Source organism: Natronosalvus halobius (genome assembly GCF_024138145.1).
GTDB classification, from domain to species: domain Archaea; phylum Halobacteriota; class Halobacteria; order Halobacteriales; family Natrialbaceae; genus Natronosalvus; species Natronosalvus halobius.
The window spans coordinates 2,600,218-2,627,068 of record NZ_CP099997.1 but is presented as its reverse complement, the minus strand read 5'-3'; the positions used below and the strand labels follow the sequence as shown (position 1 = coordinate 2,627,068).

25 protein-coding genes and 1 tRNA gene are annotated in these 26,851 nt (G+C 63.2%); 7 read left to right on the top strand and 19 right to left on the bottom strand.

Translation table 11 applies throughout. The features are described from left to right. Positions 1 to 36 precede the first annotated feature (36 nt). A complete protein-coding gene (gene hjc / locus NGM15_RS12825; RefSeq protein WP_253431593.1) occupies positions 37 to 558 on the top strand; it encodes a Holliday junction resolvase Hjc in 522 nt (173 codons plus the stop codon). Positions 559 to 608: 50 nt separating this feature from the next. Here the strand turns inward: hjc and NGM15_RS12820 are convergent, their stop codons facing one another. Continuing rightward, entirely contained in the window at positions 609 to 815 is a 207-nt protein-coding gene (locus NGM15_RS12820; RefSeq protein WP_253431591.1) for a zinc ribbon domain-containing protein, read from the bottom strand. A gap of 61 nt (positions 816 to 876) precedes the next feature. Here NGM15_RS12820 and NGM15_RS12815 point away from each other — a divergent pair, with 61 nt between their 5' ends. Next, a complete protein-coding gene (locus tag NGM15_RS12815; protein WP_253431589.1) occupies positions 877 to 1,137 on the top strand; it encodes a DUF8143 family protein in 261 nt (86 codons plus the stop codon). A 24-nt stretch (positions 1,138 to 1,161) separates the two neighbouring features. Here the strand turns inward: NGM15_RS12815 and NGM15_RS12810 are convergent, their stop codons facing one another. The 5 genes from NGM15_RS12810 to NGM15_RS12790 all read right to left on the bottom strand — a co-directional run bounded on the left by NGM15_RS12810 (position 1,162) and on the right by NGM15_RS12790 (position 5,583). After that, positions 1,162 to 3,045, bottom strand: coding sequence for an acyl-CoA dehydrogenase family protein (locus NGM15_RS12810; RefSeq protein WP_253431587.1), 1,884 nt, complete (start codon positions 3,043 to 3,045; stop codon positions 1,162 to 1,164). 109 nt (positions 3,046 to 3,154) lie between these two features. After that, entirely contained in the window at positions 3,155 to 3,784 is a 630-nt protein-coding gene (locus tag NGM15_RS12805; protein ID WP_253431584.1) for an SWIM zinc finger family protein, read from the bottom strand. 207 nt (positions 3,785 to 3,991) lie between these two features. Further along, positions 3,992 to 4,711 carry a rhodanese-like domain-containing protein gene (locus NGM15_RS12800; RefSeq protein ID WP_253431581.1) on the bottom strand — a complete coding sequence of 240 codons (720 nt, stop codon included), beginning with the start codon at positions 4,709 to 4,711 and terminating at the stop codon, positions 3,992 to 3,994. A gap of 143 nt (positions 4,712 to 4,854) precedes the next feature. After that, positions 4,855 to 4,927: transfer RNA gene (locus tag NGM15_RS12795), tRNA-Gln, on the bottom strand. Positions 4,928 to 4,992: 65 nt separating this feature from the next. Beyond that, entirely contained in the window at positions 4,993 to 5,583 is a 591-nt protein-coding gene (locus tag NGM15_RS12790) for a cupin domain-containing protein (RefSeq protein ID WP_253431578.1), read from the bottom strand. Positions 5,584 to 5,711: 128 nt separating this feature from the next. On the opposite strand from NGM15_RS12790, the gene NGM15_RS12785 reads away from it, so the two are divergent. After that, entirely contained in the window at positions 5,712 to 6,305 is a 594-nt protein-coding gene (locus tag NGM15_RS12785; RefSeq protein WP_253431575.1) for an IMP cyclohydrolase, read from the top strand. A 79-nt stretch (positions 6,306 to 6,384) separates the two neighbouring features. On the opposite strand, the gene NGM15_RS12780 is transcribed toward NGM15_RS12785, so the two are convergent. Further along, complete coding sequence (locus tag NGM15_RS12780; RefSeq protein WP_253431572.1) at positions 6,385 to 6,978, bottom strand: NAD(P)/FAD-dependent oxidoreductase; 594 nt, start codon at positions 6,976 to 6,978, stop codon at positions 6,385 to 6,387. Between the two features lie 234 nt (positions 6,979 to 7,212). Here NGM15_RS12780 and NGM15_RS12775 point away from each other — a divergent pair, with 234 nt between their 5' ends. Continuing rightward, positions 7,213 to 7,674, top strand: coding sequence for a hypothetical protein (locus tag NGM15_RS12775; protein ID WP_253431570.1), 462 nt, complete (start codon positions 7,213 to 7,215; stop codon positions 7,672 to 7,674). A gap of 225 nt (positions 7,675 to 7,899) precedes the next feature. On the opposite strand, the gene NGM15_RS12770 is transcribed toward NGM15_RS12775, so the two are convergent. The 11 genes from NGM15_RS12770 to NGM15_RS12720 form a co-directional block, all read right to left on the bottom strand. Continuing rightward, the gene (locus tag NGM15_RS12770) at positions 7,900 to 9,960 is read right to left on the bottom strand and encodes a DEAD/DEAH box helicase (protein WP_253431568.1); all 2,061 of its coding nucleotides are present in this window, start codon (positions 9,958 to 9,960) and stop codon (positions 7,900 to 7,902) included. A 261-nt stretch (positions 9,961 to 10,221) separates the two neighbouring features. Then, the gene (locus NGM15_RS12765) at positions 10,222 to 10,920 is read right to left on the bottom strand and encodes a hypothetical protein (protein WP_253431565.1); all 699 of its coding nucleotides are present in this window, start codon (positions 10,918 to 10,920) and stop codon (positions 10,222 to 10,224) included. Positions 10,921 to 11,100: 180 nt separating this feature from the next. Further along, on the bottom strand, positions 11,101 to 12,411 hold the full coding sequence (locus tag NGM15_RS12760) for a DUF7345 domain-containing protein (RefSeq protein WP_253431563.1): 1,311 nt from the start codon (positions 12,409 to 12,411) through the stop codon (positions 11,101 to 11,103). Between the two features lie 206 nt (positions 12,412 to 12,617). After that, positions 12,618 to 13,271: a hypothetical protein gene (locus tag NGM15_RS12755; RefSeq protein WP_253431562.1), complete on the bottom strand. Its 654-nt coding sequence runs from the start codon at positions 13,269 to 13,271 to the stop codon at positions 12,618 to 12,620. Between the two features lie 198 nt (positions 13,272 to 13,469). Then, complete coding sequence (locus NGM15_RS12750) at positions 13,470 to 14,390, bottom strand: ABC transporter ATP-binding protein (protein ID WP_425494481.1); 921 nt, start codon at positions 14,388 to 14,390, stop codon at positions 13,470 to 13,472. Between the two features lie 134 nt (positions 14,391 to 14,524). Beyond that, positions 14,525 to 15,688, bottom strand: a complete 1,164-nt coding sequence (locus NGM15_RS12745) for a FecCD family ABC transporter permease (protein ID WP_253431558.1) — start codon at positions 15,686 to 15,688, stop codon at positions 14,525 to 14,527. Between the two features lies 1 nt (position 15,689). After that, positions 15,690 to 16,874 carry an ABC transporter substrate-binding protein gene (locus NGM15_RS12740; RefSeq protein ID WP_253431556.1) on the bottom strand — a complete coding sequence of 395 codons (1,185 nt, stop codon included), beginning with the start codon at positions 16,872 to 16,874 and terminating at the stop codon, positions 15,690 to 15,692. A gap of 67 nt (positions 16,875 to 16,941) precedes the next feature. Continuing rightward, entirely contained in the window at positions 16,942 to 17,340 is a 399-nt protein-coding gene (locus NGM15_RS12735; RefSeq protein WP_253431554.1) for a cupin domain-containing protein, read from the bottom strand. A gap of 362 nt (positions 17,341 to 17,702) precedes the next feature. Continuing rightward, positions 17,703 to 17,897 carry a cold-shock protein gene (locus NGM15_RS12730; RefSeq protein WP_252701219.1) on the bottom strand — a complete coding sequence of 65 codons (195 nt, stop codon included), beginning with the start codon at positions 17,895 to 17,897 and terminating at the stop codon, positions 17,703 to 17,705. 110 nt (positions 17,898 to 18,007) lie between these two features. Next, the gene (locus NGM15_RS12725; RefSeq protein WP_253431553.1) at positions 18,008 to 18,247 is read right to left on the bottom strand and encodes a hypothetical protein; all 240 of its coding nucleotides are present in this window, start codon (positions 18,245 to 18,247) and stop codon (positions 18,008 to 18,010) included. 159 nt (positions 18,248 to 18,406) lie between these two features. After that, the gene (locus tag NGM15_RS12720) at positions 18,407 to 19,174 is read right to left on the bottom strand and encodes a carbonic anhydrase (RefSeq protein WP_253431551.1); all 768 of its coding nucleotides are present in this window, start codon (positions 19,172 to 19,174) and stop codon (positions 18,407 to 18,409) included. A 976-nt stretch (positions 19,175 to 20,150) separates the two neighbouring features. Between NGM15_RS12720 and hemL the strand changes: the two genes are divergently transcribed. Further along, positions 20,151 to 21,497 carry a glutamate-1-semialdehyde 2,1-aminomutase gene (hemL, locus tag NGM15_RS12715; RefSeq protein WP_253431549.1) on the top strand — a complete coding sequence of 449 codons (1,347 nt, stop codon included), beginning with the start codon at positions 20,151 to 20,153 and terminating at the stop codon, positions 21,495 to 21,497. A gap of 582 nt (positions 21,498 to 22,079) precedes the next feature. Next, entirely contained in the window at positions 22,080 to 24,545 is a 2,466-nt protein-coding gene (locus tag NGM15_RS12710; RefSeq protein WP_253438069.1) for an ATP-dependent DNA helicase, read from the top strand. Positions 24,546 to 24,679: 134 nt separating this feature from the next. On the opposite strand, the gene NGM15_RS12705 is transcribed toward NGM15_RS12710, so the two are convergent. Next, positions 24,680 to 26,053, bottom strand: a complete 1,374-nt coding sequence (locus NGM15_RS12705) for an ABC transporter substrate-binding protein (RefSeq protein WP_253431547.1) — start codon at positions 26,051 to 26,053, stop codon at positions 24,680 to 24,682. Positions 26,054 to 26,303: 250 nt separating this feature from the next. Here NGM15_RS12705 and NGM15_RS12700 point away from each other — a divergent pair, with 250 nt between their 5' ends. Next, positions 26,304 to 26,840: a DUF5518 domain-containing protein gene (locus NGM15_RS12700; protein WP_253431544.1), complete on the top strand. Its 537-nt coding sequence runs from the start codon at positions 26,304 to 26,306 to the stop codon at positions 26,838 to 26,840. Positions 26,841 to 26,851 lie beyond the last annotated feature (11 nt).

Below are 26,851 nucleotides of genomic sequence, written 5' to 3'. Positions count from 1 at the left end.
CCCGTTTATAACGATCCGGTGACGAGACAGGGGTATATGTCTCAGGCGAAGGGCGACCGCCGGGAACGCGAACTCGTCAACCTGCTCGACGAGGCCGGGTTCGCCGTCATGCGAGCGCCCGCCAGCGGCTCTGCGACCGAACGCGAACTGCCCGACGTGCTCGCCGGCGACGGCGAGACCTTCTACGCGATCGAGGCCAAATCGAGCGCCGGCAACCCCATCTACCTCACCGGCGAGGAGGTCGAGGCGCTCATCTACTTCGCCCAGAACTTCGGCGCGAAACCCCGCATCGGCGTCCGGTTCGACCGCGAGGACTGGTACTTCTTCCACCCCGGCGACCTCCACGTCACCGACGGCGGGAACTACCGCGTGAAAAAGGAGACCGCCGTCGCCGAGGGCACCGACTTCGACGAGTTCGTCGGTCGCTCGCAGAAGATCACCCTCCAGGAGGTTGGGGACGCCACTGACTCGGGACCGGACCCCGAAATCGTGCGCGTCCTCCGGGCGGTCGAGCAGGGCGTGATGGACGTCGAGGAAGCGGCGGCAATACTCGAGTAGCGTCGAGTCTAGATAGAGGTCTCGAGTCGAAACGGTACCCTCGAGCCGGCTCAACCCAGAAAGAGGTCGATCATGTCGTTGCTCGAGTTGCCGCGGTACAGTTCCGAGTAGCCGCAGTTGGTACACGAGACGACGCGGAACCGCCGGTTCTGGATGTCGAAGATCTTCGAGAGGCCGGTGCCGGAGGTGGCAATATCGTCGACTTCCGTCTCGGTGTGGCCGCACTTCGGGCAGCCCTGATCGCTATCGGAGACCATACGCGCCGTTCGTGACGGATGGTTGAATACTTTATTGTCACTGGACGTCGGATCGCTACTCATGACTGCCGGGTTCGTCGCATTCGTACTCCTCCTCTCGCTACTGGTGCCGCTCGTGCTCTACGTGCTGATCAGCGACGAAACCTCGACTTCGGAGGTCGTCGATCGAGAGACGGCCGAACACGAGGCGATGAGTCTCGGCGGACGCGAAAATCGGAGTCACACGGAGGAAAGTGAGAACGATCGAGCCGGGTCGATATCGAACTCGAGCGAGCGCGACGAAACCGACTCGTGGGGTTACAGCCGCCTGGAGGACGAGTGAGGAGGGTCGGGGAAGGGACGACGGTCAGTCCTCGAGCGTCGCCGGGTCAACCGTACCGTAACCCACTACGGCGTCGAAGTGCTCGAGCGCGAACCGGTCGCCGCTCGTGATCCCGCGGGCCGCCCGAGCGCCGAACTGTCGGTCGGCGAATCGCCGAGCGACGAGTGAGAGGCGGGCGTCGGGATCGCCGCCGTCGCGTCCATCACGTCGACCCTCGAGCGCACGCTGAGCCTCCTCGAGCAACAGCGCCCCGGTGAAGACGTCGAAGACGTAGTGGGTCAACTCCTTGGCCTGGAGCTGGGCGTACTCCGCATCCGTCGTTGCCAACTCGGCGAAAGAGGTAGTGAGTTCGTGGAACGCCGCTTCGACCGCCTCGACGGAATCCGCGAGGAGTGGATGCGAAACGGCCTCGAGACGCGCCTCCACGACCTCGAGGAACGGTTCGTGCGCGGCCTCGCGCTCGAGGGCGCGGAGCACGTCCAGGGAGAGGATGTTCTCGGTTCCCTCCCAGATGGGGAGCACCTGGGCGTCGCGCAGCAGGCGGTTGGTCACGAAGTCGTTCACGTAACCGTTGCCGCCCTGAATCTCCATCGCGTAAGAGGCGGTGTCGACGGCCATCCGGCCCGTCCGGGCCTTCGCGATGGGGATCAGGAGCCGCATGAGTCGGTAGGCGTGTTCCGCTTCGGTTTCGAGTTCCTCGAGCGTTTCGTCGCCGCCGTCGGTGCTGGGAGCCCTGTCGGTGCTGGGAGCCCCGTCGGTATCGACCGAGAGGTTCCCACGTGCCGCCCGCTCGGCCCGCTCCCGGATCGAAAACAGCCGTGCGGCTTCCATCGTGAACGCCGTCGCCGCCTCGTGGTCGACGGCCATGTCGACCAGATCCTGGCGCATCAGCGGGTGCTGATCGATCGGTTTTCCGAAGGCCTCCCGGTTGGCCGCCCTGACCTTGCTCTCGAGCAGCGCCCGACCGATGAGCCCGCACGACGCCGCGGCGTTCGAGAGTCGCTCCAGGTTGAGCATCTCGGCCATCTGCCGGAAGCCGTTCTCTGGTTCGCCGACGAGGAACCCTTTCGCACCCCGGAACTCGACTTCGCCCGTTGGAACTGCGATGGTCCCCAGTTTGTCCTTCAGGCGGCGATACAGCTGGTCGTTCAGCTTCCCCTCGAGTTCGTGCGGCACGAGAAACAGCGAGAGCCCGCTCGTGCCGTCGGGTGCGCCTTCGATTCGAGCGAGCGCGAGTGTCCCCTGGGCGTCGACGTTCGAGCAGAACCACTTCTCGCCGGTGAGACGGTAGCACCCGGCTTCCTCGTCCCACTCGGCGCGGGTTTCGGTGGCGCCGACGTCGCTGCCGCCCTGCTTCTCGGTGAGGAACATCGCCCCCTCGATCAGGTCGTCGTATGTGCGGCTCGTCAGGCCGTCGTAGTAGGACTCGAGGCTCCCGTCGTCGAATTTCTCGAGGACCAGCGCGGCACCGGCGGTCATCGCGACCGGGCAGTCAAACCCAACGTCTGCGTAACAGAGCAGGTACTGCATCGCGAGGTTGTGCGCCAGGGGCATCGGTTCGTCGCGACCAGGCGGGGCCTCGAACGCGTCGGCGACGATTCCCGACTCGTAGACCAGGCGCTCGTTCTCGAGCTGTTCGGGCGGGTAGCGAACCCGGTTCTGCACCTCGCCGTGTTTGTCGTAGGGCTCGAGTTCCGGGCCGTAATCGTCGATCACGTCCGCGTTGTCGGCGACCGTGTGTCCAACGAGGTCACCAAAGGACTCGAGGCGCGGACGGGCCCACTCGAGTTCGTTCTCGGTGTAGATGCGGGCGACCTCGCGCTGGAGCGTCCGGTCTAGGGTCCAGTAGTTGACGTGGCGACCCTCCTGGAGGGTGCCGTAGTCGATCCGGTCGTCCGTAATCGTCATACTCGGGTACTCGGACTCGGACGACGATAAAACGGGGCGGAACCAACGGGTGGGGTGTTTCGCCTGGTTGTCGGCAGTAGCTGACCTCCCAGCGGACTCAGAACGGGGCTCAGACCTTCTCGAGGCGCGTCCGCGGGAAAACGTACACCCGCAGCGACTCGGGAACGGGGCCGTTTCGGGCGACCGTGGCGTGGGGGTACACCGCGCCGACGACCGGCACGCCGGAGTCGTAGCGCCTGTTGGTGACGTAGTCGGCGACGGAGGTGTCGGCGGCGCTGATGTGGACAGCGTCGGCCCGGAGATCCGAGACGTCGACGACCGTCAGGCGGTCGCCGGTTTCCCGATCTCGGACGCGATCGCCGGGGTAGACGGCGTGCTCGTCGCAGTAGGCCGGACCGTCGGCTTCCGGGCCGTCCTCGTCGACGAACGTCGGGTCGCCGCAGTCGAAACACGGGACGGCGAGCTGGCCCGGCGGTGGCGTTCGCCCCTCGGTGATCTCGATGGCGATTCGGCGAACGTGCTTGCACCGCGCGTCCCGGAAGACGTGATCCGGGCAGGTACACCGACCGGCCTCGAGGTCGACCAGGTAGGTTGCGCCGCTGCCGGCCTCGACTTCGTAGAGGCCGTCGCCGAGCGGGAGCACGGACATGCGGTCGGTTCGCGCCCGAACCGACCGATCGTCGAGGTGTCGGCGGGGCGGGAGGGGAAGCGATGCTTTCGGTGACGCGACTGTGTTCATGGATGCGTCGATGGTGGTGGATTCGGTCGTCGGGCTATTCGACAGTGATAGGGGCTCGAGCACCCTAAACCCTCGTTCAGCCGATGCTGACTGTTCAGAACAACTCGGTGCGCAGGCCGTCTCGAGTTGACGCCAACGCGGAAAGTGTGAGTCCAGCAGAGAACACGCCAATCGGACCGAATCGAGCGGAAAAACGTCGAACGTCCGTCAGGCGTCCACGACGCCGCTCGTCAACTCACCGAGGGTCGCCTCGAGCGCGTAGTCTGGTGCCTCGAGCGACAGGACGGTTTCCTCGTCGACGTCAGCAAAGCGAACGAGGAGTTCGTAGGAGCCGTCGGCCTCGACCTGCGAAATCTCCTGCTGGGATTCGTCGAGCGTCGAGAGCCAGACGTACTCGCCCTCGTGGTCCGGCGAGGACCGACCGACGATCTCGTAGGTCCGCATTGACTCGGCGCTCTCGCCCGCGGTCGGATAGCCCGCGTCTGTCCACCCGTTGTAGCCCTCGTCGAGCGCGTAGACGTTCTCGAAGCCGTCTGCGAGCAGTTCGCTCGCCCGGAGGACGGCCAGCGAGTGTGGACACCCGCAGTAGGTGACGATTCGGGTGTCCTTGCTCCACTCCTTCGTCGGGTCGTCCTCGACGCCGTCGGGCGCCGTGCTCAGGTGCGCCCCTTCGATGTGCGAGGCGCCGTACTGTCCCGCTCCCCGCGTGTCCAGGAACTCTGCCCCGTCGGCCTCGTACCACTCGTAGGCGTCCTGGAGCGGGGCCAATGGGACGGTCTGGCCGCCCTGCGATTCCGTGTCGTAGCCCTCGTCGTTTGTAGCATCTCCGGCAGGCGAATCCTCGTCCTCGAGGATCGATCCGAGACAGCCCGATAGACCCGATATCGAAGCGGTTCCGACCGCCCCGAGAACCGTACGTCGTCGCATACCGGTTTTCAGGTCGCGCCACCGTCTAAACCTTCTGGTGTGAACCCCGCTTCTCGCCGGCAATTTCGATGAGAGAACCCCTTCATTTCGAATGGAAACCGCTAGCAAGGGCTACGATCGGACTCGAGTCGAAGTATGAGAAGTAGACCCACCAGGATTCGAACCTGGGTCGAAGCCCCCAGAAGGCTTCAGGATTGGCCGCTACCCCATGGGTCTGCGAGCGCAGAACGAGATTCGCGCGGCCACTACTTATGGCTGTCGTCTCGGACCAGACGGAACGATCATCGCTCGGAAATTGGCGGTTCCTCGAACGTCTCCTCGCAGCCGTGACAGCGAACGATAGCTGACTCGATGCTACCGTCGGCGCCTGTTCCTCGAGCGAACGCGAGGTCCTCGCCCCCACAGACGGGGCAGCGGTCGGCCTCGAACGTACTGTCGCAGTTCGGACATTCGAATGTGACCATCCCCTCGTCGGTTCGCAGTCGCAGGGGTTCGTCCCCACAGTCCGAACAGGAGGCAGGTACCCGAACGTCCTCGGATTCCCGTGGTGCGCCGAGCGCCAGCACCACCAGTTCCGTGTCACCACCGTTATTGCCGGACTGAAAGGTTCCGCGACCGAATCGCACCGCCTCGCTCTCTGCGACGGTAACCGTACCCGACAGCGTCTCGAACGTCGCGACGCCCGACAGGATTACGAACACCTCCTCCTGGTCACGGTGTGCGTGCAAACCACCCGGAAACTCCCCGCCCGGCGGGATCCGGTACTCGTTGATCGCGAGATCCGACGTTTCCAGCGCGCTTGAGAGTTCCCGCCGTCGACCACCGTCGGCGTACTCGACGGGCTCGAGGGCGTCGATTTCGACGGGGTTCATACGCGAGCGTTTCGCTCCAGGAAGATAAAAATCGCGTCCAGGACGACCGACAGCGGGTGGCGCCACCGAAGAAGGACGGTCGTGCATACATCGACACCTATTTTCCCTCGAGATACACACGAACGCGTATGTACGTCGGACGATTCGTCGTCGTCGGCCCGGACGCGGGCGCCTACCGCGTCTCCTCCCGCTCGTTTCCCAATCGCCAGATTACTGCCCGCGAGGACGCGCTCACCGTCGGTCCCACCCCCGACGCGCCCGAGACGGACAACCCCTACGTCGCCTACAACTGCCTCCGCGTCGTGGAGACGCCGACCGGCGAAACGGTCGCCTTCGGCAACGGCTCCCACGTCGACCCCATCGCGGAGAAACTCGAGCTTGGCTACCCCGCTCGCGACGCCCTCGTCACCGCGTTGCTCGCGCTAGACTTCGAGAAGGACGACTACGACACGCCCCGAATCGCGGCGACCATCGACGCCGACGGCGAGGCCCTGATCGCCACCGTCCGTCGGGACGCCCTGCTCGTCGAAACCGTCGAGGAACCGACGCTCGTGGCCACCTACGAGAAGGCCACTCCGGAAGCGTTCGACTTCGAGCCAACGGACGCCCTGGACGCGGCGAGCGAGGTACTCGAGGCCGAGTTCGAGCATGCGGTCTGTGCCGCTGGCGTCGTCCGAACCGACGAGGGGTTCGAGACGGCCATCGACAACGGCGAGAACTGAATAGAACGGGTGCAGTCTGCCCGAGTCTAGAACCGAATACGGAAGCGCGAGTCCGGAACTCGAGCGTTTCGAGAACGCGTTACTCGTCGCCGTCGTCCACCAGCGAGCCGAACAGCGCCTTCGCGTCGTCAGGCACGTCGAAGTCGTGGTAGTGCTCGCCCTTCTCCTTCGTCAGGATGTTGAGCGCCGCCGCCGCACCGTCGCCCGCCGAGATGACCGCCTGCCACTCCTCGGCGCGTCCCATCGCGCCCGTGGCGTAGGCGTTCTCCAGGCTGGTCTCCATCGTGACGTCGACGTCGACGACCTCATCGTCCGTGAAGTCACAGCCCAGGTCCTCCGCGAGGTCGCGGTTGGCACCCGTCGCAAGGACGAGGTAGGTGGCCGTCTCCTCGCCGTCTTCGGTCGTGACGCGGTAACCGTCGCCCGTCGACTCGACACCTGTGACTTCGACGCCCTGCTGGCGGTCGACGCCGAAGTCGTCGACCTGTTCTCGGAGGGTTTCTAAATATCGGGAGCCGTCCATCGACTGGACGCCGGGGTAGTTGAACAGGTGGGCCTTGTGCATCCACGTCGCATCCGTGTCGTAGACGGTCGTCTTGAGGCCGTTCTTTCCGGTGAACATCGCCGCGCTCAATCCAGCTGGACCGCCGCCGACGATCAGTACGTCCGTCATAGGTCGTGCTACCACAGGGACGCGAATAAGCGTGTGGGAGGCGGCGAACTGGCCTCGAGTGTCCGTTCTTCTAATTTTTACGGCTTTAGTATCTCGAGGATCCACACGGTGTGACCTCCTCAAAAGTGCAGCCCTGACCTCCATTTCGATCCCTATATCCTACGGATGATGTTTGAATCCAGTATAAATTACATATAGTGAACATATATACGAGAGGGAATAATATAGAGAGGTATGGACGATAAACCAGATGTAATTCTCTTCGGAATAGCCTTCGTTTACGGTCTGGTTGTTCCGGCTGGAGTTATTTATCTGATGAGATATGTCAGTGATGTATTCTCAGCGTCCCCGTCTCTTTCGTTTGTGCTTCCAGTCGCCTGGTTTGCGCTGGTTACACTCGGGGTAGTGTTCCTGGGTCGCAGTCTTCAACTTCCGACGGATTCACTACTGGGAGGAGGTATTCTGGGAACGGTCGCTGGATTTGGACTGTTTGACGTTCTGGTTGGGTGGAGCTTCGTGATGTTCGCCATTGCACTAATCGCGATACTGGCGGTTATTCTGGGTTCGTGGATTGCCTACGAGTGGAATCGTCGCTCGAGAGACATCGCGGAACCGCCATATGTCACCTGGCACCACATTTTCGTGCTGGTAGCGATACCGCCGATTGTCATCGGATTCCTGTTACTTGTGACCTGATAGATCGGTCGACAGAGAATCAGTACAATACTCACCTGCACTGACTGTTAGTCGGGAGCAGTCAAACGGAGACATTGGAAAGCACTCGTCAGACGACCATCTCGAGCCTTTCGAACAATTCGAGGAGTATCGAGCCACAGCACGTTGTCCTCACTGAAACGCCGCCTCGAGGATCGCAACAGAGTCTCACAGTCCTATTTCAGGCGTCGTCAGACCCGAAAACCGTTACAGATCGGATTCCCGCAACTCGATGTCCGCGATCAAGTCGTAGGCGTGAGCGTCCTTGCGGATGCCGTCGACGATCGCGAACGCCTCCCCGGGCGAGAGGAAGTGTTCCGTGACCACTCGCCCCAGCGGCGTCGGCGAGAAGCCGTCGATGAAGTCGTACTCGAGCAACTTGCCGATGGCGTGGGTGGTCGGCACCTCGCCGAGCATCCGATCGTTGAGCGCCTTCGCCGCCTTCCCGCCGACCGTAATGTTCGCCAGGGTCTCCTCGATAGCACCGTCCTCGTCGTAGTGGGTCATCACCGGCTCCATCTCCCCCTTGAGGAGTTTGAAGGCCACCTCGTCCTCGGTCATCTCCATCGAGTTGTGGTAGCTACAGTCGGGTTCCACGAGGACGTAGACGGTCCCCTGGTCGTGGTAGTCCGGTCGTCCCGCCCGCCCGAGCATCTGGTGGAACTCCTGGACGGAGAGCCACTCGATGCCCATCGCCAGCGAGTCGAATATCACCTGCGAGGCCGGGAAGTCGACGCCCGCAGCCAGCGCCGCGGTGGTGACGACCGCCGCGAGGTCCTGGTCGGCGAACATCTTCTCGACGCGCTTTCGCCGCCGGTAATCGAGTCCTGCGTGGTACGGCGCCGCGTTGTACTCGAGCTTTCGAGAGATTTCGTGACACCGCCTGCGCGAATTGGTGAAGATGATCGTCTGGCCCCGATACCCCTTCGAGGACTCGGTGTCGAACTCCCGTCTGACGAGTTTGTTCTCGACGTTGACCTTCTCCTGGCCATCGGCGAACGTGACGTGACGCTCGATGGGAACCGGGCGCTCCTCGAACTCGATCAGGGTGGCCTCGAGCGCTTGGCCTAGCTGTTCGGCGTTGCCGACGGTCGCAGAGAGGTAGATCCACTGGGCGCCGCCGTAGTTCTCGCGGGCCGCCGCACGCTTTTCGGTCGTGTACTTCAGCCTCGAGATGAGGCCGTCGAGGCGGTGACCTCGCTCTTCTTCCTTGAGGGTGTGGACCTCGTCGATGACGACGGTGCCGATGTCGCCCATGTCCTTGCCCGTCCGGAGGGCGTGATCGATCCCCTCGTAGGTGCCGACGATGACGTCCGCGTTCGGGTCGAACTGGTTGCCAGAGTCGGCGATTCGGCTCGCGCCGACGCGGATGGAGACGTCCACGAGGTGGCCGTACTCGTCCTGGAAGTCCTCGTACTTTTGATTGGCCAGCGCGACGAGGGGCACGAGAAAGAGCAGTTTGCCCTTGCCGTCGAGCACGCGGTTGAGCCCCGCGAGTTCACCCACGAGCGTCTTTCCAGTCGCCGTGGCGCTCACGACCAGTTGGTCGTCTCCCTCGAAGAGACCGTTCTCGACCGAGAGGCTCTGGACTGGCAACAGGGTGTCGAACCGGTCCTCTAGCAGGGTTTGCAGCCCTGGATGCAGATTGAGGGTGTCGACGCCCACCTGATCGACCTCGTCGGTCGTCGCCGAGATGGTGTCGAACTTCGTGAGGTCCGGGTCCAACCGCCCCTTCAGCAGGTTCGTGATTCGCTGGAGATCCTGCACCTCGAGCATGAGGTCCTCCAGGCGGTCCTTCGCTGCCCCCGTCACGTTCCCGACGTAGGAGAGTTCTCGCTCGAGTTCGCGGGCCGCACAGTCGGTGCAGATCCAGTCCTCGTCGTCCTTGATCGCCGTCTCGGTCGTGATCGGAGAGTACCGGCCCGAGGACGCACAGTATCGACAGGTCCGGACGACTTTCGTCTTCTCCTCGAGCTGATAACCTTCGAACATATCCTCGAGTTCCCGGCGGCCCTCGGGAGATGTCTGCTCGGAGATGCGGATGCGGCCGGCGCGGCGAGCGAGGTCGACGAACTCGTCGGGTTGACGAGGCTCTTCGCTCGAGTTGCGCTTGACGCGAAATTTCGCGGGTCGTGGGCCCGCCGAGGTCTCCGAGACGCCGAGTTTTGCCCGGAACAGCCGCTTTCCGTCCCGGGTGACCACCACGAGGTAGTCGTTCCCGGTCTCGTGACAAAAGAGCGTCTCGACCTCGGGGACCTGTTTTGACACGCCCGTCAGTAACAGCGTAGCGTACTTGAGCGGTTCGGACTCGGTCGATTCCCAGTGTGTCTATACTATAAATACCATAGTTGAAGGTGTGCTATGCAATAGCCGTTCTGGCAGAGAGCAAGATCATCTACTCGAGGCCATGAAGAGCGATCGAGTTCGAAGGTCGATGCCGGTGCTGAACCGCACCGTCGGCGATTTCCCGAGATCACCGCCCGTTCGACGACTCCCCGAGATTACCGTCTGTTCAATGAGAACGCAAGATCACCCTCCGTTCGACGATCCCTCGTCATCGCTCTCGTTTCCACGATCTCCGGCGGTCTCGTTCCCACTGTCTCGAGCCGTTTCGTCGTCGCCGCCGGGCGACGGAACGTCCGTCGGCTGGCCAACTCCCGCACCGGCAATCGACCGCGCCGTCGCTGCGACGTCGGGTCCACCACGTTCGCCGGCTCGCTCCTGGAGCGTTCGAATCTCGTCGACGTCGACGCCCTGTGCCGAGAGAACGTCCGTCGGCAACTCACCAGCGGCGTTCGCGCCGATGGCTGCCCGTCGCTCGACGCTCCCCATCTCGGCGACGACCTTCGCGACCTCCGCGCGATAGCGACCCTCACTGATCTCGCCCGCCTCGCGGGACTCGTTGAGTACTTCGAGTCTGCCCTCGAGTTCATCGAGGCGCTCTTCGTCTTCTCCGTGGCGCTCGGCGATGATCGCTGCCTTCGCCTCGTCAGACTCGGCGTTCGCCAGCTCGAGACCGAACGCTCGTTCGGAGACGTCGCCCTCGAGGTCGGCGTCCTGGACACCGACGGCGGCCGAGAGCTGTTCGCCGGGGGCTATCGATCCGTTCTCAGTGTCGGCGCCCTCCTGGACGGCGCCGTTCGGGACGACGCTCGTGGCGGCGAGCGGAACCGCTATCGCCACGACCAGGAGAGCGATCGTCAGTGCCATCGATGTGCGTCGATTCATTGGTGGGTAGTGTACTGGTTCGGTGATATACGTTGGAGTCGATGGCCTCGAATCAACGACCATCAACGCGATTCAACGCCGTTTTCGATTCGGTTCCGTCTATCGATTTCGTCGATTTGGGCGGTTCTGGCGATTCCGGCATTGCCATCACCGCAGACTCGAGGCAGACGGCCGAACGGATCACGGTCGTCCATCACCTCCGTCATCTCCGGCACCTCCATCACCTCCGTCATCTCCATCACCGCCGGCTGTCGGCGAGCCGTCGCTCCCAGAATCCGCCCCTCCCGGGCCCTCCACCTCCGGAAGCGAGAGCACGTTTTCCCGACCCAGTCGGAACGACTCGAGTTTGCCCTCCTCGCGGAGGCCGGTGACGACTTTACTGGTTTTCGCGTCCGTCCAGTCGAGCTCCTCGACGACCGATTGCTGTTTCATCCGGCCGCCACGGGACTCGAGGAGACGGATGACCTGCTCTTCGTTGCTCAGAAGTTCCACGTCAGGAGTCCCGGCGATGGGCGACGCCGATTGTTCGGCCGACGACGGTGGCTGATCGGCCGATGACGCCGACTGATCAGGCGGCGACGTCGACCGATCGGCCGGCGGTTCAGACGCTGGTCCGTCTCGAGTTCCCGGTTCGTCCCCGGAGTCGTCGAGATCGGCGCCGGTTTCGTCGACTCGAGACGCTGCTTGTACACCGGAGTGGGTGACCGTATCCCCACTGCCGCCGTCCTGGCCGGCTGGCTGATCGCGATTTCGATACCACCAGGCCCCACCGGCGGCGAGTGCGACGACGGCGAGCGCAGCAGCAACCACGGTCGTCGTGCTCGGGCCCCCACCGGCGGCGAGGACCACTCGAGGCTCCCCGGAGACGAAATCGGTCTCGCCGCCGCGCCAGATCACCGCGCGATCGCGTTCGTCGTCGGGATCGGGTGCGACCGCGGTGCGTTCGTAGCCCTCCGGCCACTCGACGAGCAGTCTCGTCCCCTCGTCGAGATAGATCCCTTCGATGGCGTCGCCGACGCGGATCTCGCCGTCTTCGACGGCAGCGAAGCCGTGCCAGTCGAACGTGTACCTGACGACACCGTACTCGCGCGCGAGCGACTGCCGCTGGGTCTCCACATCGAACCCGTCGACGGCCATCTCCCGACCCGTCGATTCACTCGCCGTCGCGGCCGTCTCGGTCATCCGGTCGGCGAACGATTGTGTGTAATTGTCGGGATTATCGCGGATGTCCTGGCGCAACGATTCGAACGCCGCCTCGCTCTCGTCGTCGTCGAGCCGAATCCAGAACTCGAGCGTCCACTCGGCGGTCCCGTTGGACTGAATAGCGACGTCCATCCGGACCTCGTCGGCGTCGATCTGGTCCTGCTGGAACGCGTTCGATTCGGGTTGCGTCGCTCCGGCCACGGCCGTCCCGAATACGCCGGCTGTCGGTCCGACGACGGAAAAACAGAGCAAGACCACCAGGACAATTGCGCCGACGCGACGATTCATACGAGTCGATGCTTGCCACGTCGCTTAAAATACACGAAAGTGAGAAAAAGCGGGTATCGGTTCGGGTACGTATCGTCCAAAACGGTCGGTCGGAACGATATCGAACAGCCTCGAAGACGACAAACATATCAGGGTGGGCAGATTTCTGGAGCTGTCACGTCCATCTCGAGTGTCGGTGACTCCGTCGCGTGGGGCGAAGGTTCGTCTCAGTCGTCGCTGTCGTTCGAGTCCTCGACGTCGTCAGCGTCTTCCGCGTCTTCGCCTCCTTCGTCGTTTTCGCCGTTTTCGTCGCTGTCGTTGGTCCCCTGCTCGTCGTCACTTTCGTCCGTGTCTTCGCCTCCTTCGTCGTTCTGCTCGTCGCTTTCGTCGCTGTCGTCGCCACCCTCGTCGCTTTCATCCGTTTCCTCGTCGTCGGCCTCGTTACGTTCGTCGCTTTCGTCGGACTCCTGCCCGTCGTTTTCCTCCTCATCACCTGGCGTCACGTCACGGACCGCCTCGCCGAGCGTGCCCTGGAGGCTGCCGTCCAGGAAGGCCGCGATACGGTCGTGGATCGCGGAGACGTGATCGGGGACCTGCGCGGGCAGGTCGACGTTCGGACCCTGTCCCTGGCGGGTGTCCGCACCGCGGTCGGCGCCAGCGGCGTTCCCACGTCGGTCGTCGGCGATATCTGCGTTCTCGCCCCGGTCCTCGGCTCGATCGTCGGCACGGTCGTCAGCACTGTCGCGATCGTCCGCCGGAACGTCGGAGCTGTCGTCGTCCGCACCCACGGACGTGGGCGCGTTTCCGGGTACTGCGGCGGCGAAGCCGGTCGTTACGACGAGCACTGCCAGCACGGTTGCGATCAGCGTTGTTCGGTTCATGGCTGCACTCGACTCTGCTCGCCAGACCCACTTCAAGCAGTAACTCAGTGGAATCGGATTTCCGGGGTTTGACGCCATTTGGCGGCCGTTTTCCTCGGTTTTCCCCCGTTCAACGCGGCTCGAGCGAACGTTGTGCGGCCGAAACCCCGAACGACGAATAGGCCGATCCCGATGGCCCTCGAACGCGCTCGCGCGTCGTCATCGGTCGACCGGATGGTGAGGCTGGATGATCGGGCCCTCTTCGCCGTAGCCGACCGTCGCGACCACGCCGAAGACCTCCTCGAGCAGATCGTCCGTGACCACCTCGCCCGGCGGCCCCCAGTCGTAGACGCTACCGTCTTTGAGCGCCACCAGATTGTCCGCGTAGCGGGCCGCCTGGCCGATGTCGTGCAGGACGACGCCGACCGTCACGTCGCGTTCGGTCGTCAGCGCGTCGACGACCTCGAGCACCCGAAGCTGGTGGTGCAAGTCGAGGTAGGTCGTCGGTTCGTCGAGCAAGAGGACGTCGGTCTCCTGGGCCAGGCTCATCGCGATCCAGACCAGTTGCTTCTGGCCGCCGCTGAGGCTTCCGACGTCTGCCTCGCGGAGGTGGTCGACGCCCGCCAGGTCGATGGCGCGGTCGACGGCTTCCGCGTCCGCTTCGTCGACCGCGTCGAAGAACCCGCGGTAGGGATAGCGGCCGTGATAGACCAGTTCCTCGACGGTGATGCTCCCCGGCGAGTCGTGTTCCTGAGAGAGGAGGCCGACCTGCCGGGCGAACGCCTTCTTCCCGAACTCGTCGGTGTCGTCCCCGTCCAGGAGGACGGCGCCCCGGTCGGGTGCCAGCTGGCGGGCGAGCGACTTCAGGAGCGTCGATTTCCCGCTCCCGTTCGGGCCGACCAGTGCCGTCACCTCGCCTGCGGGGAGGTCGATCCGTTCGCACTCGACGACCGGTTCGTCGGTGTCGGGGTAGCCGATCTCGAGTTCTGTGCCGACGAGTTCGCTTCCCGTTCGCGCAGGTCGGACAGTGTCCGAGGGCGCCTGTGTCGCGTCGGGGACGCTCGAGCCGCTCGAACCCGCGGCGTCCGATTTCGAGTCGATATTGTCGGTCGTCGAGGTGGATTCGGGGCTCGAGGTCAGTTCGGAGTTCGAGCTGGTCGTTTCGTCGTCAGTTTCCGGGGCGTCGGGTTCCGAGTCAGTCGAATCAGTCGAATCAGTCGTGTCCGTCTCCTCTTCTCGAGCGCTCCCGCGGAGGTTTGGCAGGCGTTTCATGACTAGAGATCACCCAGGTGCTTGCGTCTACGCATCAGATACAGGAAGTACGGCCCGCCGATCAGGCCGGTCAAGATACCGACCGGAAGCTGGTTCGTGCTGCCGAAGAGGACGGCCATGCCCAATCGCGCACCCACATCTGCGGCGACCAGCAGTGCCGGGCCGACGAACAGACAGCCCACGATGAGGCGCTTGTAATCCGAGCCCACGAGCGTTCGTACGGCGTGAGGGACAATGAGTCCGACGAACCCGACGATGCCCGCCGCGGCGATCGACGACGACGCTGCCACGATCGCGATTCCCGAGAGGCCGAACCGGACGCGCTCGACGGACATCCCGAGCGCGCCAGCGGTTCGTTCTCCCAGCAGGAGGACGTTCAACTGTCTCGCGCCCGCCAGGGCGAGGATCGAGGTGAGGATCGTCCAGGGGAGGACGAGACGGACCTCGTCCCAGTCCGCGCCGGTGAGCGTCCCGGTCGTCCAGGAGATCGCCGTCTGTACGGTTGCCATGTCCTGGGCGAACAGGAGGAGGGCCGTCTGGAGGGAGTTGAAGACGGTGCCGACGATGACGCCAGCGAGGACGAGTCGAACGGGGTTGGTTCCGCCCTTCCAGGCGATGGCGTAGACGAGGACGAACGCGAGCGCACCGCCGAAAGCCGCGCTAATCGGAAGCAACGCGGCCATTCCCGAGAAGATCACGAGCGTGAGCAAGATCGCCAGCCCGGCGCCCGAGGAGACCCCGAGGATGTACGGACTCGCGAGTTCGTTTCGGGTCACCGCCTGGAAGATCGCCCCGGAAATCGCGAGGTTCGAGCCGACCAGGACCGCGGCGAGGACCCGCGGCAAGCGGCCGTTCCAGACGATCGTCGTGTTCCGCGCCAGGTTGGGGAGTTCGTAACTCTCGGGAACGAACAGCACGGTCCGCATCAGGTCCTCGCCGAGGAGAAACGACAGCAAGACCCGCTCGTCGTACCAGACGTCGGCATCCAGGACGGCGTACCACGCTTCCGTAATGGACATCGAGTACACGCCGAAGCTCACCTGGACGAACAGCGAGACGAGCACGACCCCCACGCTCGCGAGCGCGACCCCGATCAGTCGAGCGTCTATCCACCCGTAGCTCTCGAGTCGCGCGGAAAATTTCTGTGACGCGCTCGAGTCGCCCATCTCAGGGCCCGTCGGTGACGATTTCGGCGACTCGCTCGCGGTCGAACAGGTCGCCCTCGAACCGGTCGGGGAACAGTTCCACTGCGGCGCGCTCCGTCGTGAACAGGTTGATGATCGGACCCTGGTAGAGCGGACCGCCGCGGAAGACGCGCTCGTCCTGGACGGCGGTGAGGTCGCTCGCCATGGAGTGATCTTGCATGAACGCGAGCACCGAGTCCTCGAACTCTTCGGCGGACTTTGCCTCGTGTCCGCGCACGAGGAGCACGTCGGGATCGACCTCGAGCATCGTCTCGTAGTCGATCTGGCCGCGGTCGTCCGTGCTCAATCCATCGACGCCGGTTCCCTCGAGGGCGTCCCCGATGCCGAGGTCGCGCCACTGTTTCTTGCTCGTCCCCTCGCCGAGCCGGTACGGCGAGAACGCTTCGGGCTCCTCGCCACCCCAGACGAGCAGGGCGTTCGGCCGCTCGGATTCGGGCGGTAGCTCCGCCTGGACGTCCGCGATGAACTCGTCGTGGAGCGACGCGAACGCCTCGTAGCGCTCCTCGCGCTGGAATATCTGGGCGACGATCTCGAACGCCTCGTACAGCGAGTAGTACCGGTAGTCGTGCCACGGATCGGTCTGGCGGAAGATGACGTTCCCCATGAACGGCGCGATTTCCGTCGAAATCTCGTCCACGTCGGACTGTTCGAGGTTGAACGCGCCGTTTTCGACCAGCCAGTTTGGATCCATCAGGTGGAGGTCGGCCTCGAGTTCGTAGAACACCTCCTTGTCGATACCGCCCTCGCCGATTAGCTGGACGAGGTCGTCCTTCTGGACGGAGACGCCCTCGAGTTCGTCGTAGTACTGGGTGTGATACCGGGGCGCGTTGCCGACCGAGAGGAGGCCGTCGCCGACGCCGAGGGCGACGCCCATGTCCGCGTACCCGGAGAAGTACGTCGCCCACCGCTCGGGCGGCTGATCGAACTCGAGAGTACCGACGGGTTCCATCGTGACCGAGTAGGAATCGCCGCCCCCGTTTCCATCGGTGTCGTTCGAGTTCTCGCTCCCTGTCCCGTCCTCGGTGCCGTTTCCGTCGTTCGATTCGGGATCTTCCTCCCGGCCGGTGCCGCTTACGCACCCCGCAAGACCGGCGAGTGCCGCCGTTCCAGTCGCCAGAACCGCCCGTCGCGTCCGGTTCGAAGTCATACGTTTTAGGCTAGCCTAACAGTTTAAAAGTGCGTTGATTTAGGCCGGCCGAAACGAGTCGATTCGCTTACTCGAGCAGTTCGATTTCGTCGTCACCGTTGGGGACAGCACAGAGGAACGCACCCTCGACGTCGGTTTCGTTGCGGTACCAGTGGACGGTTCCGGCCGGAATCAGGAGTGAGTCGCCCGCTTCGACGTCGTACTCCTGGTCGCCGATTCCGACGACGTACTCGCCCTCCAGGACGTACTGTTCGTGTTCGACGGCGTTCGTGTGCGGTGGAACCTCGGCACCTGGCTCGAGGGTGAACCGGCGAATCGCGAAGTTCGGTGCCCCGTGTTCGGCCGCGATGAGGACGCCTTTCGCGAGTCCGTCCGCGGCGTCGACGGGTTCGTAGTCGACGTCGTCGCTACGGCGAATCGCCACCTCGGAACCTGGATTCGATCCGGCGGATTCGGTGTCGTCCATATCTGTCGTGAGCGCGTGAGCGACAAAACGGTTCGGACTCAGCGACCAGAACCGGTTCGATGTGCGCCTGGTCGCGTCGACGAGAGCTCCCATCGATGTAGGCTGGCACCGACGACGGTTCTCGTCGACGAGGCCTCCATTTCGTGTCGAGCGAACTTCGTCGTATTCGAGGACATCGAGGACCTTGAGGGCGTACTCGAGGATCCACCAGAGGACCGTATCTGAGGACCGTATCCGAGGCATAAACTCGAGTCAGGGACAGTGTTGATGTTCGAATCGCGAGCGCGAGAGCGCGAACACGAGCGTCGTCACTCACGGTCGAAAAATATAGTTCAAAAACGATACCTCAGTGAATTCCCGATTTACAGGCGCTCGACGTTCGTCGCGCGCGGGCCCTTGGGGGCCTGCTCGATGTCGAACTCGATTTCCTGGCCTTCTTCCAGGTCAGGGCCGCCAACGTCTTCCATGTGGAAGAAAACGTCGTCGTCCGCGTCCTCAGTCTCGATGAATCCGTAGCCGCCAGTGTCGTTGAAGAAATCAACGGTTCCTTTCGCCATTGCTTTTGAAGAGAGTCGGGGAAGACGGATAACCGTTCCGATGTTCCCTCCAGGCGAAATTGACGGATGATAGGTCTCGATAACCGTTCTAGCGCCGTTTCGGACCGCAGTTACTCCTCGTTCTCGAGTCGCTGGGCGAAGATCGAGACGAAAAAGACCAGCATGAACATGGAGAACCCGACGACGATTCCGAGGAAGCCGCCCTGGGTGAGATCTACCGAGCTGATCAGCGAGACAGCGACGAACGCGACGACGAAGATGGTGATCGTGAGAAACCCGATGGCATAGTAGAAATTGGTGTCGTTCTCGAGGAAACCCCACAGCGAGTCCCAGATCGGGGGTTGTGGCATAGTGGAACGTTCGAACGCGAGGACGAAGAACGTTCGGTCCTTGGTTCGTGGACAGCGATTCGTTTTCCTCATCCCGATCCGAGCACTCTCGATGCTTCGCTAGCCGCCGGCATGTAGTGTGAGAAGGATCGTCGTCCGTATCGGCGGCGGCTATCGCGGTCAGTAGAGCAGGCTCGAGACGCTATCGGCGTACGTATCGGGAAGGTCCATCGCGATGGCTCGCGGGTCGGTTTCGCCGTCGAGGTTGACCAGGTAGGCTCGCCCCGGCTCGGACCCGTAGGTTTCGTGAAAGTCGTAGACGAAGCCGTAGCAGGAGACCGAGGACGGGATCGATTCCGCCATTCGAAGGTACGAGACCTGTCGGTGGACGTTGTACTCGACGAGCTGGTCGATAATTGCGGTGTCGGCGTCGGCATCAACGTCATCGTCGGATCCAATATCGGTATCGACCAGTTCGCTCTCGAGACCCGACTCGACGACAGGAACGAGCGCCTCGACCCATTTGGTGACCCCGCGTGGGCCCGGGGGTTCCTCGTCGCCCGATGCAACCTCGTAGGCAGCCGTGACGGCACCACAGCCGGTGTGACCGACGACGGCGACCGCCTCCGTGTCGGTGTAGTGAATCGGGTACAGAACGCTCCCGTCGACGAATCGCTCGCCGTCCTCGACGTCCCAGATCTGGTTTCCGATCGTACTCGGCGTGAAGATGGCTCCAGGACGGTCGATCGACCACATGCCTTCCTGTGAGACCCGCGAATCCGAACAGCACATGGTGACGACATCGGGGTGTTGTCCGTCTCGTACGGTGTCGAAGTAGTTGTCGGAGAGGGAGTCGACGTGGCGTTCGTTCCCCTCCAGGAGGTCGAAGAGGACGGTTTCGTGGTCGTTTCGAGCGTCCGCTGAGTCGGGGTCGGAGTCGGATGTCATGGGAATCGTGTGGAGTTTCACGTGAATGGTCGACGAGAAGTGTATAATTGTGTTGGGGATTTCGGTCACGGAGCGACCGGCCGTCGTCGCTTCGAGCGAGTGGTGACGACTGGCTGCTGCTTGAAATGGTTGGTGAAGGGCTCGATTTTGAACGTAGAGGGCAGGAGGAATCGAGAGGCGGAGGGTGAGAGGAATCAACGGCAGAGAGTGAGAGAAGGATTGGAAAGAACGGAGTGTGGTAGGGGACACAGATTTAGTAGAGAGAGAACCGGGTGACGTCGGGAATCCCAACGAGATTGGAGAGTTGTGAGTGGAAGCCACGAACCATGAGGTACGATAACGCGATCTTTCGGGAGAGGGTTTGGAGGGGAACCCCCCACCCCTTCGTTTCAGGTGGAGACCGGAAAAGGAGGGTAGGGGTGGGAAGGGTTTCTAGGACGGGAAGGTTTAAGACACCTCCCGACGAATTAGTCCGCAGCACTAGCAAATAACGCATCTTACTAGGTGAGTTGGTTTTTGTTACTAGACTCTACTAGAAACGTCGTTCTAGACGGCTTGAGTTACTAGATCGCCAGAACCCTCCGAATTCACGGCTTTCACGGCTTCTCCTGCCGTCTCAAGCAGAAATCGCTCCCACTCAATCATCGATTTGGCTCTTCGGTCCCACGAAACCCACCACTCCTTCGTCCATCTCCACCTGAAACGAAGGGGTGGGGGTGTTATATCCCTGGCAAACCCCTCAGAACAATTCACTTTCTCTACCTCTCCGGTAACGACAAATATCTAACAACAACTCCCGCAGGACCAAACACCCCTTCGTTTCAACTCGAGAATCACTACGCTTTCAGGCACGGTCCAACCGCCAACACACCAATCTCCGATCTCGACGGAACCGAACCTCACATCAACCTCCAATCTCGACGGAACCAGACCTCGGTACATCTTTGCCGTCCGCAACCAAAGCGCCGACCATACCATGAACGACGAACGCTCACGCGCGCTGTACGACCGGGCGCTCTCAGTCATGCCCGGCGGCGTCAACTCCGCCGTCCGGGCAGCCATCGAGCCGTACCCGTTTTTCGTCCAGAAGGGCGACGGCGGCCACGTCGTCGACGCCGACGGGAATCGACTCGTCGACTGGGTCATGGGACTCGGGCCCCTCCTTCTCGGACACGATCTCCCCGAACCCGTCCAGGCGGCGATCCAGCGAGCGGCCAGCGAAGGACCGATGTACGGCACGCCGACCGAACTCGAGGTCGACCTCGCCGAGTTCGTCGTTCGGCACGTCCCGAGCGTCGAGAAGATTCGGTTCGTCAACTCCGGCACCGAAGCGACCGTCTCGGCGGTTCGCCTCGTCCGCGGAATGACCGGCCGAAACAAGATCGTCATCATGCAAGGCGGCTACCACGGCGCTCAGGAGTCGACGCTGGTCGAAGGCGATGCCGACCACCCTGCTCCCTCCTCTGCTGGCATCCCGCAGGCGTTCGCCGAACACACCCTTCCCGTCCCGTTCAACGACGAAGACGTCGTTCGCGAGGTGTTCGAGGAACACGGCGACGACATCGCGGGCGTCCTCGTCGAACCGATCCTCGCCAACTACGGCATCGTCCATCCCGTCGACGGCTACCTCGAGACCCTTCGCGAGCTCACCGAGGATCACGACTCGCTCCTGATCTTCGACGAGGTCATCACCGGCTTTCGCGTCGGCGGGCTGGGCTGTGCACAGAGTCACTTCGGCATCACGCCCGACCTCACGACCTTCGGCAAAATCATCGGCGGCGGGTTTCCCGTCGGCGCCATCGGTGGCCGCGCCGAGTTGATCGAGGGATTCGCGCCTACCGGGGACGTCTTCCAGGCCGGCACTTTCTCCGGCCACCCCGTGACGATGGCCGCCGGACTCGAGACGCTCACGTTCGCGGCCGAAAACGACGTCTACGACCACGTCAACGGGGTCGGCGAGATGCTCCGGAGCGGTCTCACCGACGTTCTCGCGGACCAGGCGCCGAACTACACTGTCGTCGGAACCGACAGCATGTTCAAAGTAATCTTTACGCGCGAAGGGCCGTCCCGAGACGAACTCGAGGGCCAGTGTGAAGCCGGCTGCCGCCAGAATCCCGACTGCCCGCGCTACGAGTACTGTCCGAAGAACGCGGCCGACGTCAAGCGGGCCGAAACCGAACGCTGGCGGCGAATCTTCTGGGGCGAGATGCGCGAGCAGGGGATCTTCCTCTCCCAGAATCAGTTCGAGAGCCAGTTCGTCAGCTACGGGCACACCGAGGAGGACGTCGAGCGGACGCTCGAGGCGTACAAGCACGCACTCTGATCGCTCCTCGAGTCGCTGGCTGCTCGTCGATATACTCTGTGAACGTGGCCGCCCGTCGTCTTATTCTGTGAACCCGGACACAGTCGTTTCACTGTGTGAAAGGTATCCAAAGGTTTACGTTTCGAGCCACCGCCTTTTCAAATGGCCACTGGGGGGTGGCCACCTGGGAATACAGGGTCGCGGCTGGTCGTTCCGATGGCCGGCCCGTGTCTTTCGTGGTGCGTTACAGTGGTGGGTTTCCGAATCGTCAGGTGGTGTTCTAGCGAGCCTCGCGTTTCAATGCAGCCTCGCGTTTCAGTGCAGCCTCGCTTTCCAGAGCTGCGTTTCGCACTAGCACCGCTTCACGTTCCAACCTCGCTTCCTGCACCAGCATCGCCTCGCGTTCCAATCGAGACGACGGTCCACCGGGCTCGACCTACGAGTCGATTCGACTGCAACTTCGAGTGACGACGATTAATCTCGTCGCTACCGATCGACGATTCGTTTTTCGACTGTAAACACCGTTGCCGATTCTTTATATACCATACCGCGGCCAGATTAGTCCGTCAACCCTATGCACGACCGACGATGAGTACGGAGGAGATGACGGATTGGCGCCCAGTATTCGGCCATGACGAACCCTACGACGAGCAAGTCGACGGGATCGAGACGGCCATCGAAACCGCTACCGAGGACGGGTACACGGTCATCGAAGGAGCCTGTGGGACCGGCAAGACGATGATCGCGCTCACGGCGGGCATCGACCTCGTTCGTGACCCCGACAGCCAGTACGAACGGGTGTTCGTCCTCACGAGCGTCAAACAGCAACTGCGCCAGTTCGAAACGGACCTCGAGACGATCAACGAGTCCCTGCCAGCCGACTGGAATCCGATTTCGGGACTCACGCTCGTCGGCAAGGCCGACGTCTGCCCGTATAATCGAGAAAACGCAGGCGGGATCAGCGACGATAACGTCTACGATCGGTGTGAAACCCTCCGCGACCGCACTCGCGACCTCACCGGCGAGGGTGGATCGACGACGGCCGGCGCGCTCGCTGCCCAGGCCCGAAGCCAGCAGATCGGCCTGGCCGATAGCGGAATCCGGGGCGGGGGTCGCTCCAGTGGAACTGAAGGGGGTACCGATGGTGGGGGCGGTGGCACAGGACCGGGCGGATCGACCGTCAGCCGCGCCGGCGCGCGCTATCTCGAGACGGCCGGCGAGCCGACGCCGTACCCACCGGAGATGCCGGAGTACAACACCGGCGGCCCCGCCGGAAGCGAGGTCGAGTACTGTCCGTTCTACGCCCAGTATCTCGAGGACCTGCCGGAGGAGGGAAGCGACGCCGATCCAGTCGAAGCCGTCCCCTTCGACGTGACCGAAACCGGCCTGCTCACGCCGGAGGACCTCGTCACAGGGTCGGTTCGCCACGGCACCTGCCCGCACTCGGTGATGGGGGCCGTGCTCGGCCACGTAGAAGTCGTCATCGGCAACTACTACCACGCGTTCGATCCCACCACGACCGCCGCGTTCACCGGCGCCCTGCTCGACGACTCGACGTTCGTCGTCTGTGACGAAGCGCACATGCTCGAGCCCCGCGTTCGCGATCTAGTGAGCGACAGGGTCGCAGATACCACGCTTCGCGACGCCGAAACGGAACTCTCGCGGGTGCTTCAGCCGGTTCGATTCGACCAGCAGGATCGCCAGGCTCAGGGTGGCTCGAAAACCGCCGACGCAGACCTCGTTCGAGCCGAACTGAACGACACCGACGTGTCCATCGAGGAACTCGAGCGCACCCTCGAGTTCGTCCAGGACCTCCGCGGGGAACTCGACCGTCGAGTTCGCGCTCACCTGGAGCGGACAAATCGGGCCTGGAAGACCGATCTGACGTCGCTCGAGGACGACGAAATCCCGCTCCGCGACCCGACGGTGCCGGCCGAGGACGAGATTTCCGAGTGGGCGGCCGAGGCGGGGTACAGCGACGCGGTCTGGGTGCGAGCCGAGTCGGTCGGCGCGGTCGTCGAGCGAATTCTCAACGAGGCCGAAGAGGAGGAAAAGACCCGGGCTTCGCCCGCCGTCGGCCGCTTGTTCGGGGAGTGGTACCGTCGCGATCACACAACGAACTTCCGAGAGATCGAACTCGAACGAACCTGGGATGAGATGGAACCGGCCGACTCCTGGCGGCGGGCGTACACGGCTCGACTCACCCTGCACAACTGCGTTCCCAGCGACGCCATCGGCTCGCGACTATCGGCGTTCGGCGGCGGCATCTTGATGAGCGCGACTCTCGAGCCGATGGACGCCTTCCGGGAGGTCACGGGTCTCGAGTACCTCGCGCGCGAGGAAGGGCGTCCAGTCGTCGAGCGGCAGTACGGCCTGCACTTCCCCGAGGCGAATCGCGAGAGCTTCGCGGTTTCGGTGCCGAAGTTCACCTACGACAACCGGGGGCCGCCTGGAGAGGAGACGCCGACACGGACCGCGTACGCGGACGCGTTGGCGCAAGTCGCCCAAGTTCCGGGGAACGTCCTCGTCGGAATGCCGAGCTACGGCGAAGCCGAGTGGGCCGCGTCGGTCCTCGAGGCGCGTCCTGGAGTCGACAAGCCCGTCTTGCTCGATGCCTCGAGCAGCGACGACGCCACGGAATCGCTGAAAGACGAGTTCTTCGCGGGTGGGGGGAAGGTACTCGTCACGAGCCTCCGTGGGACCCTGACAGAAGGCGTCGACTACAGCGGGGATCGGCTCGCGGCGGCGGTCATCTGCGGCGTTCCGATCGTCAACACGGCGAGTCCGCGGACGAAGGCGATTCGGCGGGCCTACGACGACGCGTTCGGCGACGGGTTCACCTACGCGCTGACGGTTCCGGCGGTTCGGAAGGCCAGGCAGGCGATCGGCCGGGTCATCCGTAGTCCCGACGACGTCGGCGTCCGCATCTTGCTCGACGAACGGTACGCTCGCGACAGTTGGGATTCGGTTCGTCAGTTCCTTCCTGACGACGACGAGTTTCAGCCGGTTAGCCCCGACATGCTCGAGTTTGGCCTCGAGCGATTTCGCGAGCGACTCGACTCGGGCTAGTAAGGCCTCCTGATCTTCTCGGCAAGATGTCCCCGCCTTCTCGGTGAGGGGCCCGCTATGCTCAGCAAGACGCAACATCTTCTCGCTGCAGAATATTCTGGCACTCCTCGATTCAGCGCCGTCTCGCGGCGTTCTCAGTACCCAAACTCTTCCTCCCAGGCACCGCGCCACTCTGGAAGGTCGTCTCGGCGGGTTTCGTACGAAAACGTCACGATGGACGGCGGATCTTCGGCGTGGTCGGCGTAGACGTCGAACTCTTCGGGAAACTCGAGTTCGGCGATAGGGCGCACCGGGTACTGCCCGAGGCGTGGAGCGAGTCCGGCCTGGATCTCCGGCGAGAGCGCGAACTCGAGAAACGTGTAGGCCAGGTCGACGTTGATCGCGTTTTCGAAGATAGCCATCTGGAGGGGTTCGGCGTAGGCTTCCCCGTCGAGGTAGGTGACTCGGTACTGATCTGGGTCGCCGACGACGTCGGTCGCCTCGTCGGTGGAGTCGCCGTCTGAGTCGTCTGCGCTCGAATCGTCGCCGTTGGAACCGTCGCCGTCCGCGTCCGACCTGTCATCGGCACTCGATTCGTCGGCGTCGTCGTCCGTGCCCGAATCGGTGGAACCGTCGCCATCGGCCCCGGTTCCGTCGGTCGCATTGTCTAAGCCATCAGTTTCGTTTTGCTCGCTCCCCCGCGTCTCGTCGGTATCTGACGTCACTGCCCGGTCGATCGCCGCGAGCGCATCCGCGGCGTAGGCGACGGTCACCGCTCGATCGCGCTCGACGTACGCCAGTAGCGTCTCGAACCAGGTGTCGTAGACATCGAGTCCGTTGTCCTCGAGTTCGGCCCACACGGTCAGCGCGTCGTCGGGACCGACGGACTCGAACAGCCAGTCGAGAAAGGCGCCGCCGCGACCGCGAGACGGCGTCGGCGTGAGTAGCGAGTCGGCGTAGGCCGGCTCGCCGAGTTCCTCGAGTCGGGTGGGCGGGTCGATACGCGTCTCGTCGACCATCAGACAGGAGTACTGCGTACTGACAGGAACGATCCGTCCGTCGGGATCCTCGAGGTCGAGGCCGTCGACGACGCCGTCGATCGTCTCGATTCGATCCCGGTTGAGTTCTCGAAACAGGCCGCCCTCCTCGAGATCGCGGTCGACGGTCGCGAGGTTGGCAGCCGAGAGACCGACGTAGGCGTCGACGTCCGGGAGAAATCCGCGCTGTTCGCGTTCGACGTAGTGACCGATGCCGGATTCGGGAATAACCCAGTCGACTTCGACGTTGTCGAACGCCTCCTCGAATCGGGTTTTGAGCCAGGCTGACGCGGGATTCTCACCGTGGGCGAAGGCGTCCGTCGTCGCGACCCGAAGGACGCCTTCGTCCTCGGGTTCGGCCGGTTCGTCGTCGCCGTTTGGTTCCTGGGGCTCTGGTTCCGATTCACGGGTAGCACAGCCCGCGAGTGTCGTCAGGGCGAGCGTCGTGGATCCGGTTGCGACGCGAAGGTACGACCGCCGATCCAGTCCCATCGTGCGAGATATCGTCGCGCTGGTGCATAAGTCCGATGTCAACGCGTTCAAAGGTTTCCGATTGAGATCGTGTCGCTTCTCGACACCTCGAGACTGAGTCGCTTCCTGACCCTTCGAGACTGAGTCGCTTTTCGATTCTCCGAGATCGCATCGTTCTCGAGGATCGACACTCACACCCACCACGAGCGACGGATTCACGGTAGCTCTCTCGGGCACTGTGTTTTTCCAACTCGGCGTCCTACGTTCACGTATGGTTCGTTCGTCGACACCAGTTCACGCGGTCATCGGAGCGATCGTCGGGGTAGTTCTCTCGTTTCTCCCACTTTCGACCGTCCTGGGCGGTGCAGCGTCTGGCTTCCTCGAGGGCCGTGACGCTCGTGGCGGGACCGTTTCGGGTGCACTCGCGGGTGCGATCATGACCGTGCCGATCGCCGGCGTACTCTTCCTGTTCCTCGGACTGTTTGGCTTCGGTGCCGCCCTCGGTGGGTTTCCCGTGGAGGGGTTCGCCCTCGTGCTGTTCTTCGTCCTGGCGTTCGGCGTTGCGACCTGTCTCTACACCATTGGCGGTGCGGCCGTCGGCGGCTTCGTCGGATCGATGCTCGCTGCCGAATATCCGGACGAACGGCGTCGGCTCCAGCGATCGCTCGGGCTTACGCCGGTGAGCGGCGTGGATGACGCTTCTCGCGGGCGGGATCGTCGAGAACTGGATTCAGAATACGAATCGGAACGCCGGGGAACAAATCTCGAACCCGAATCGGAACGGCGACAGGAGCGGGACCGCCGATAGTTCGGATCCGG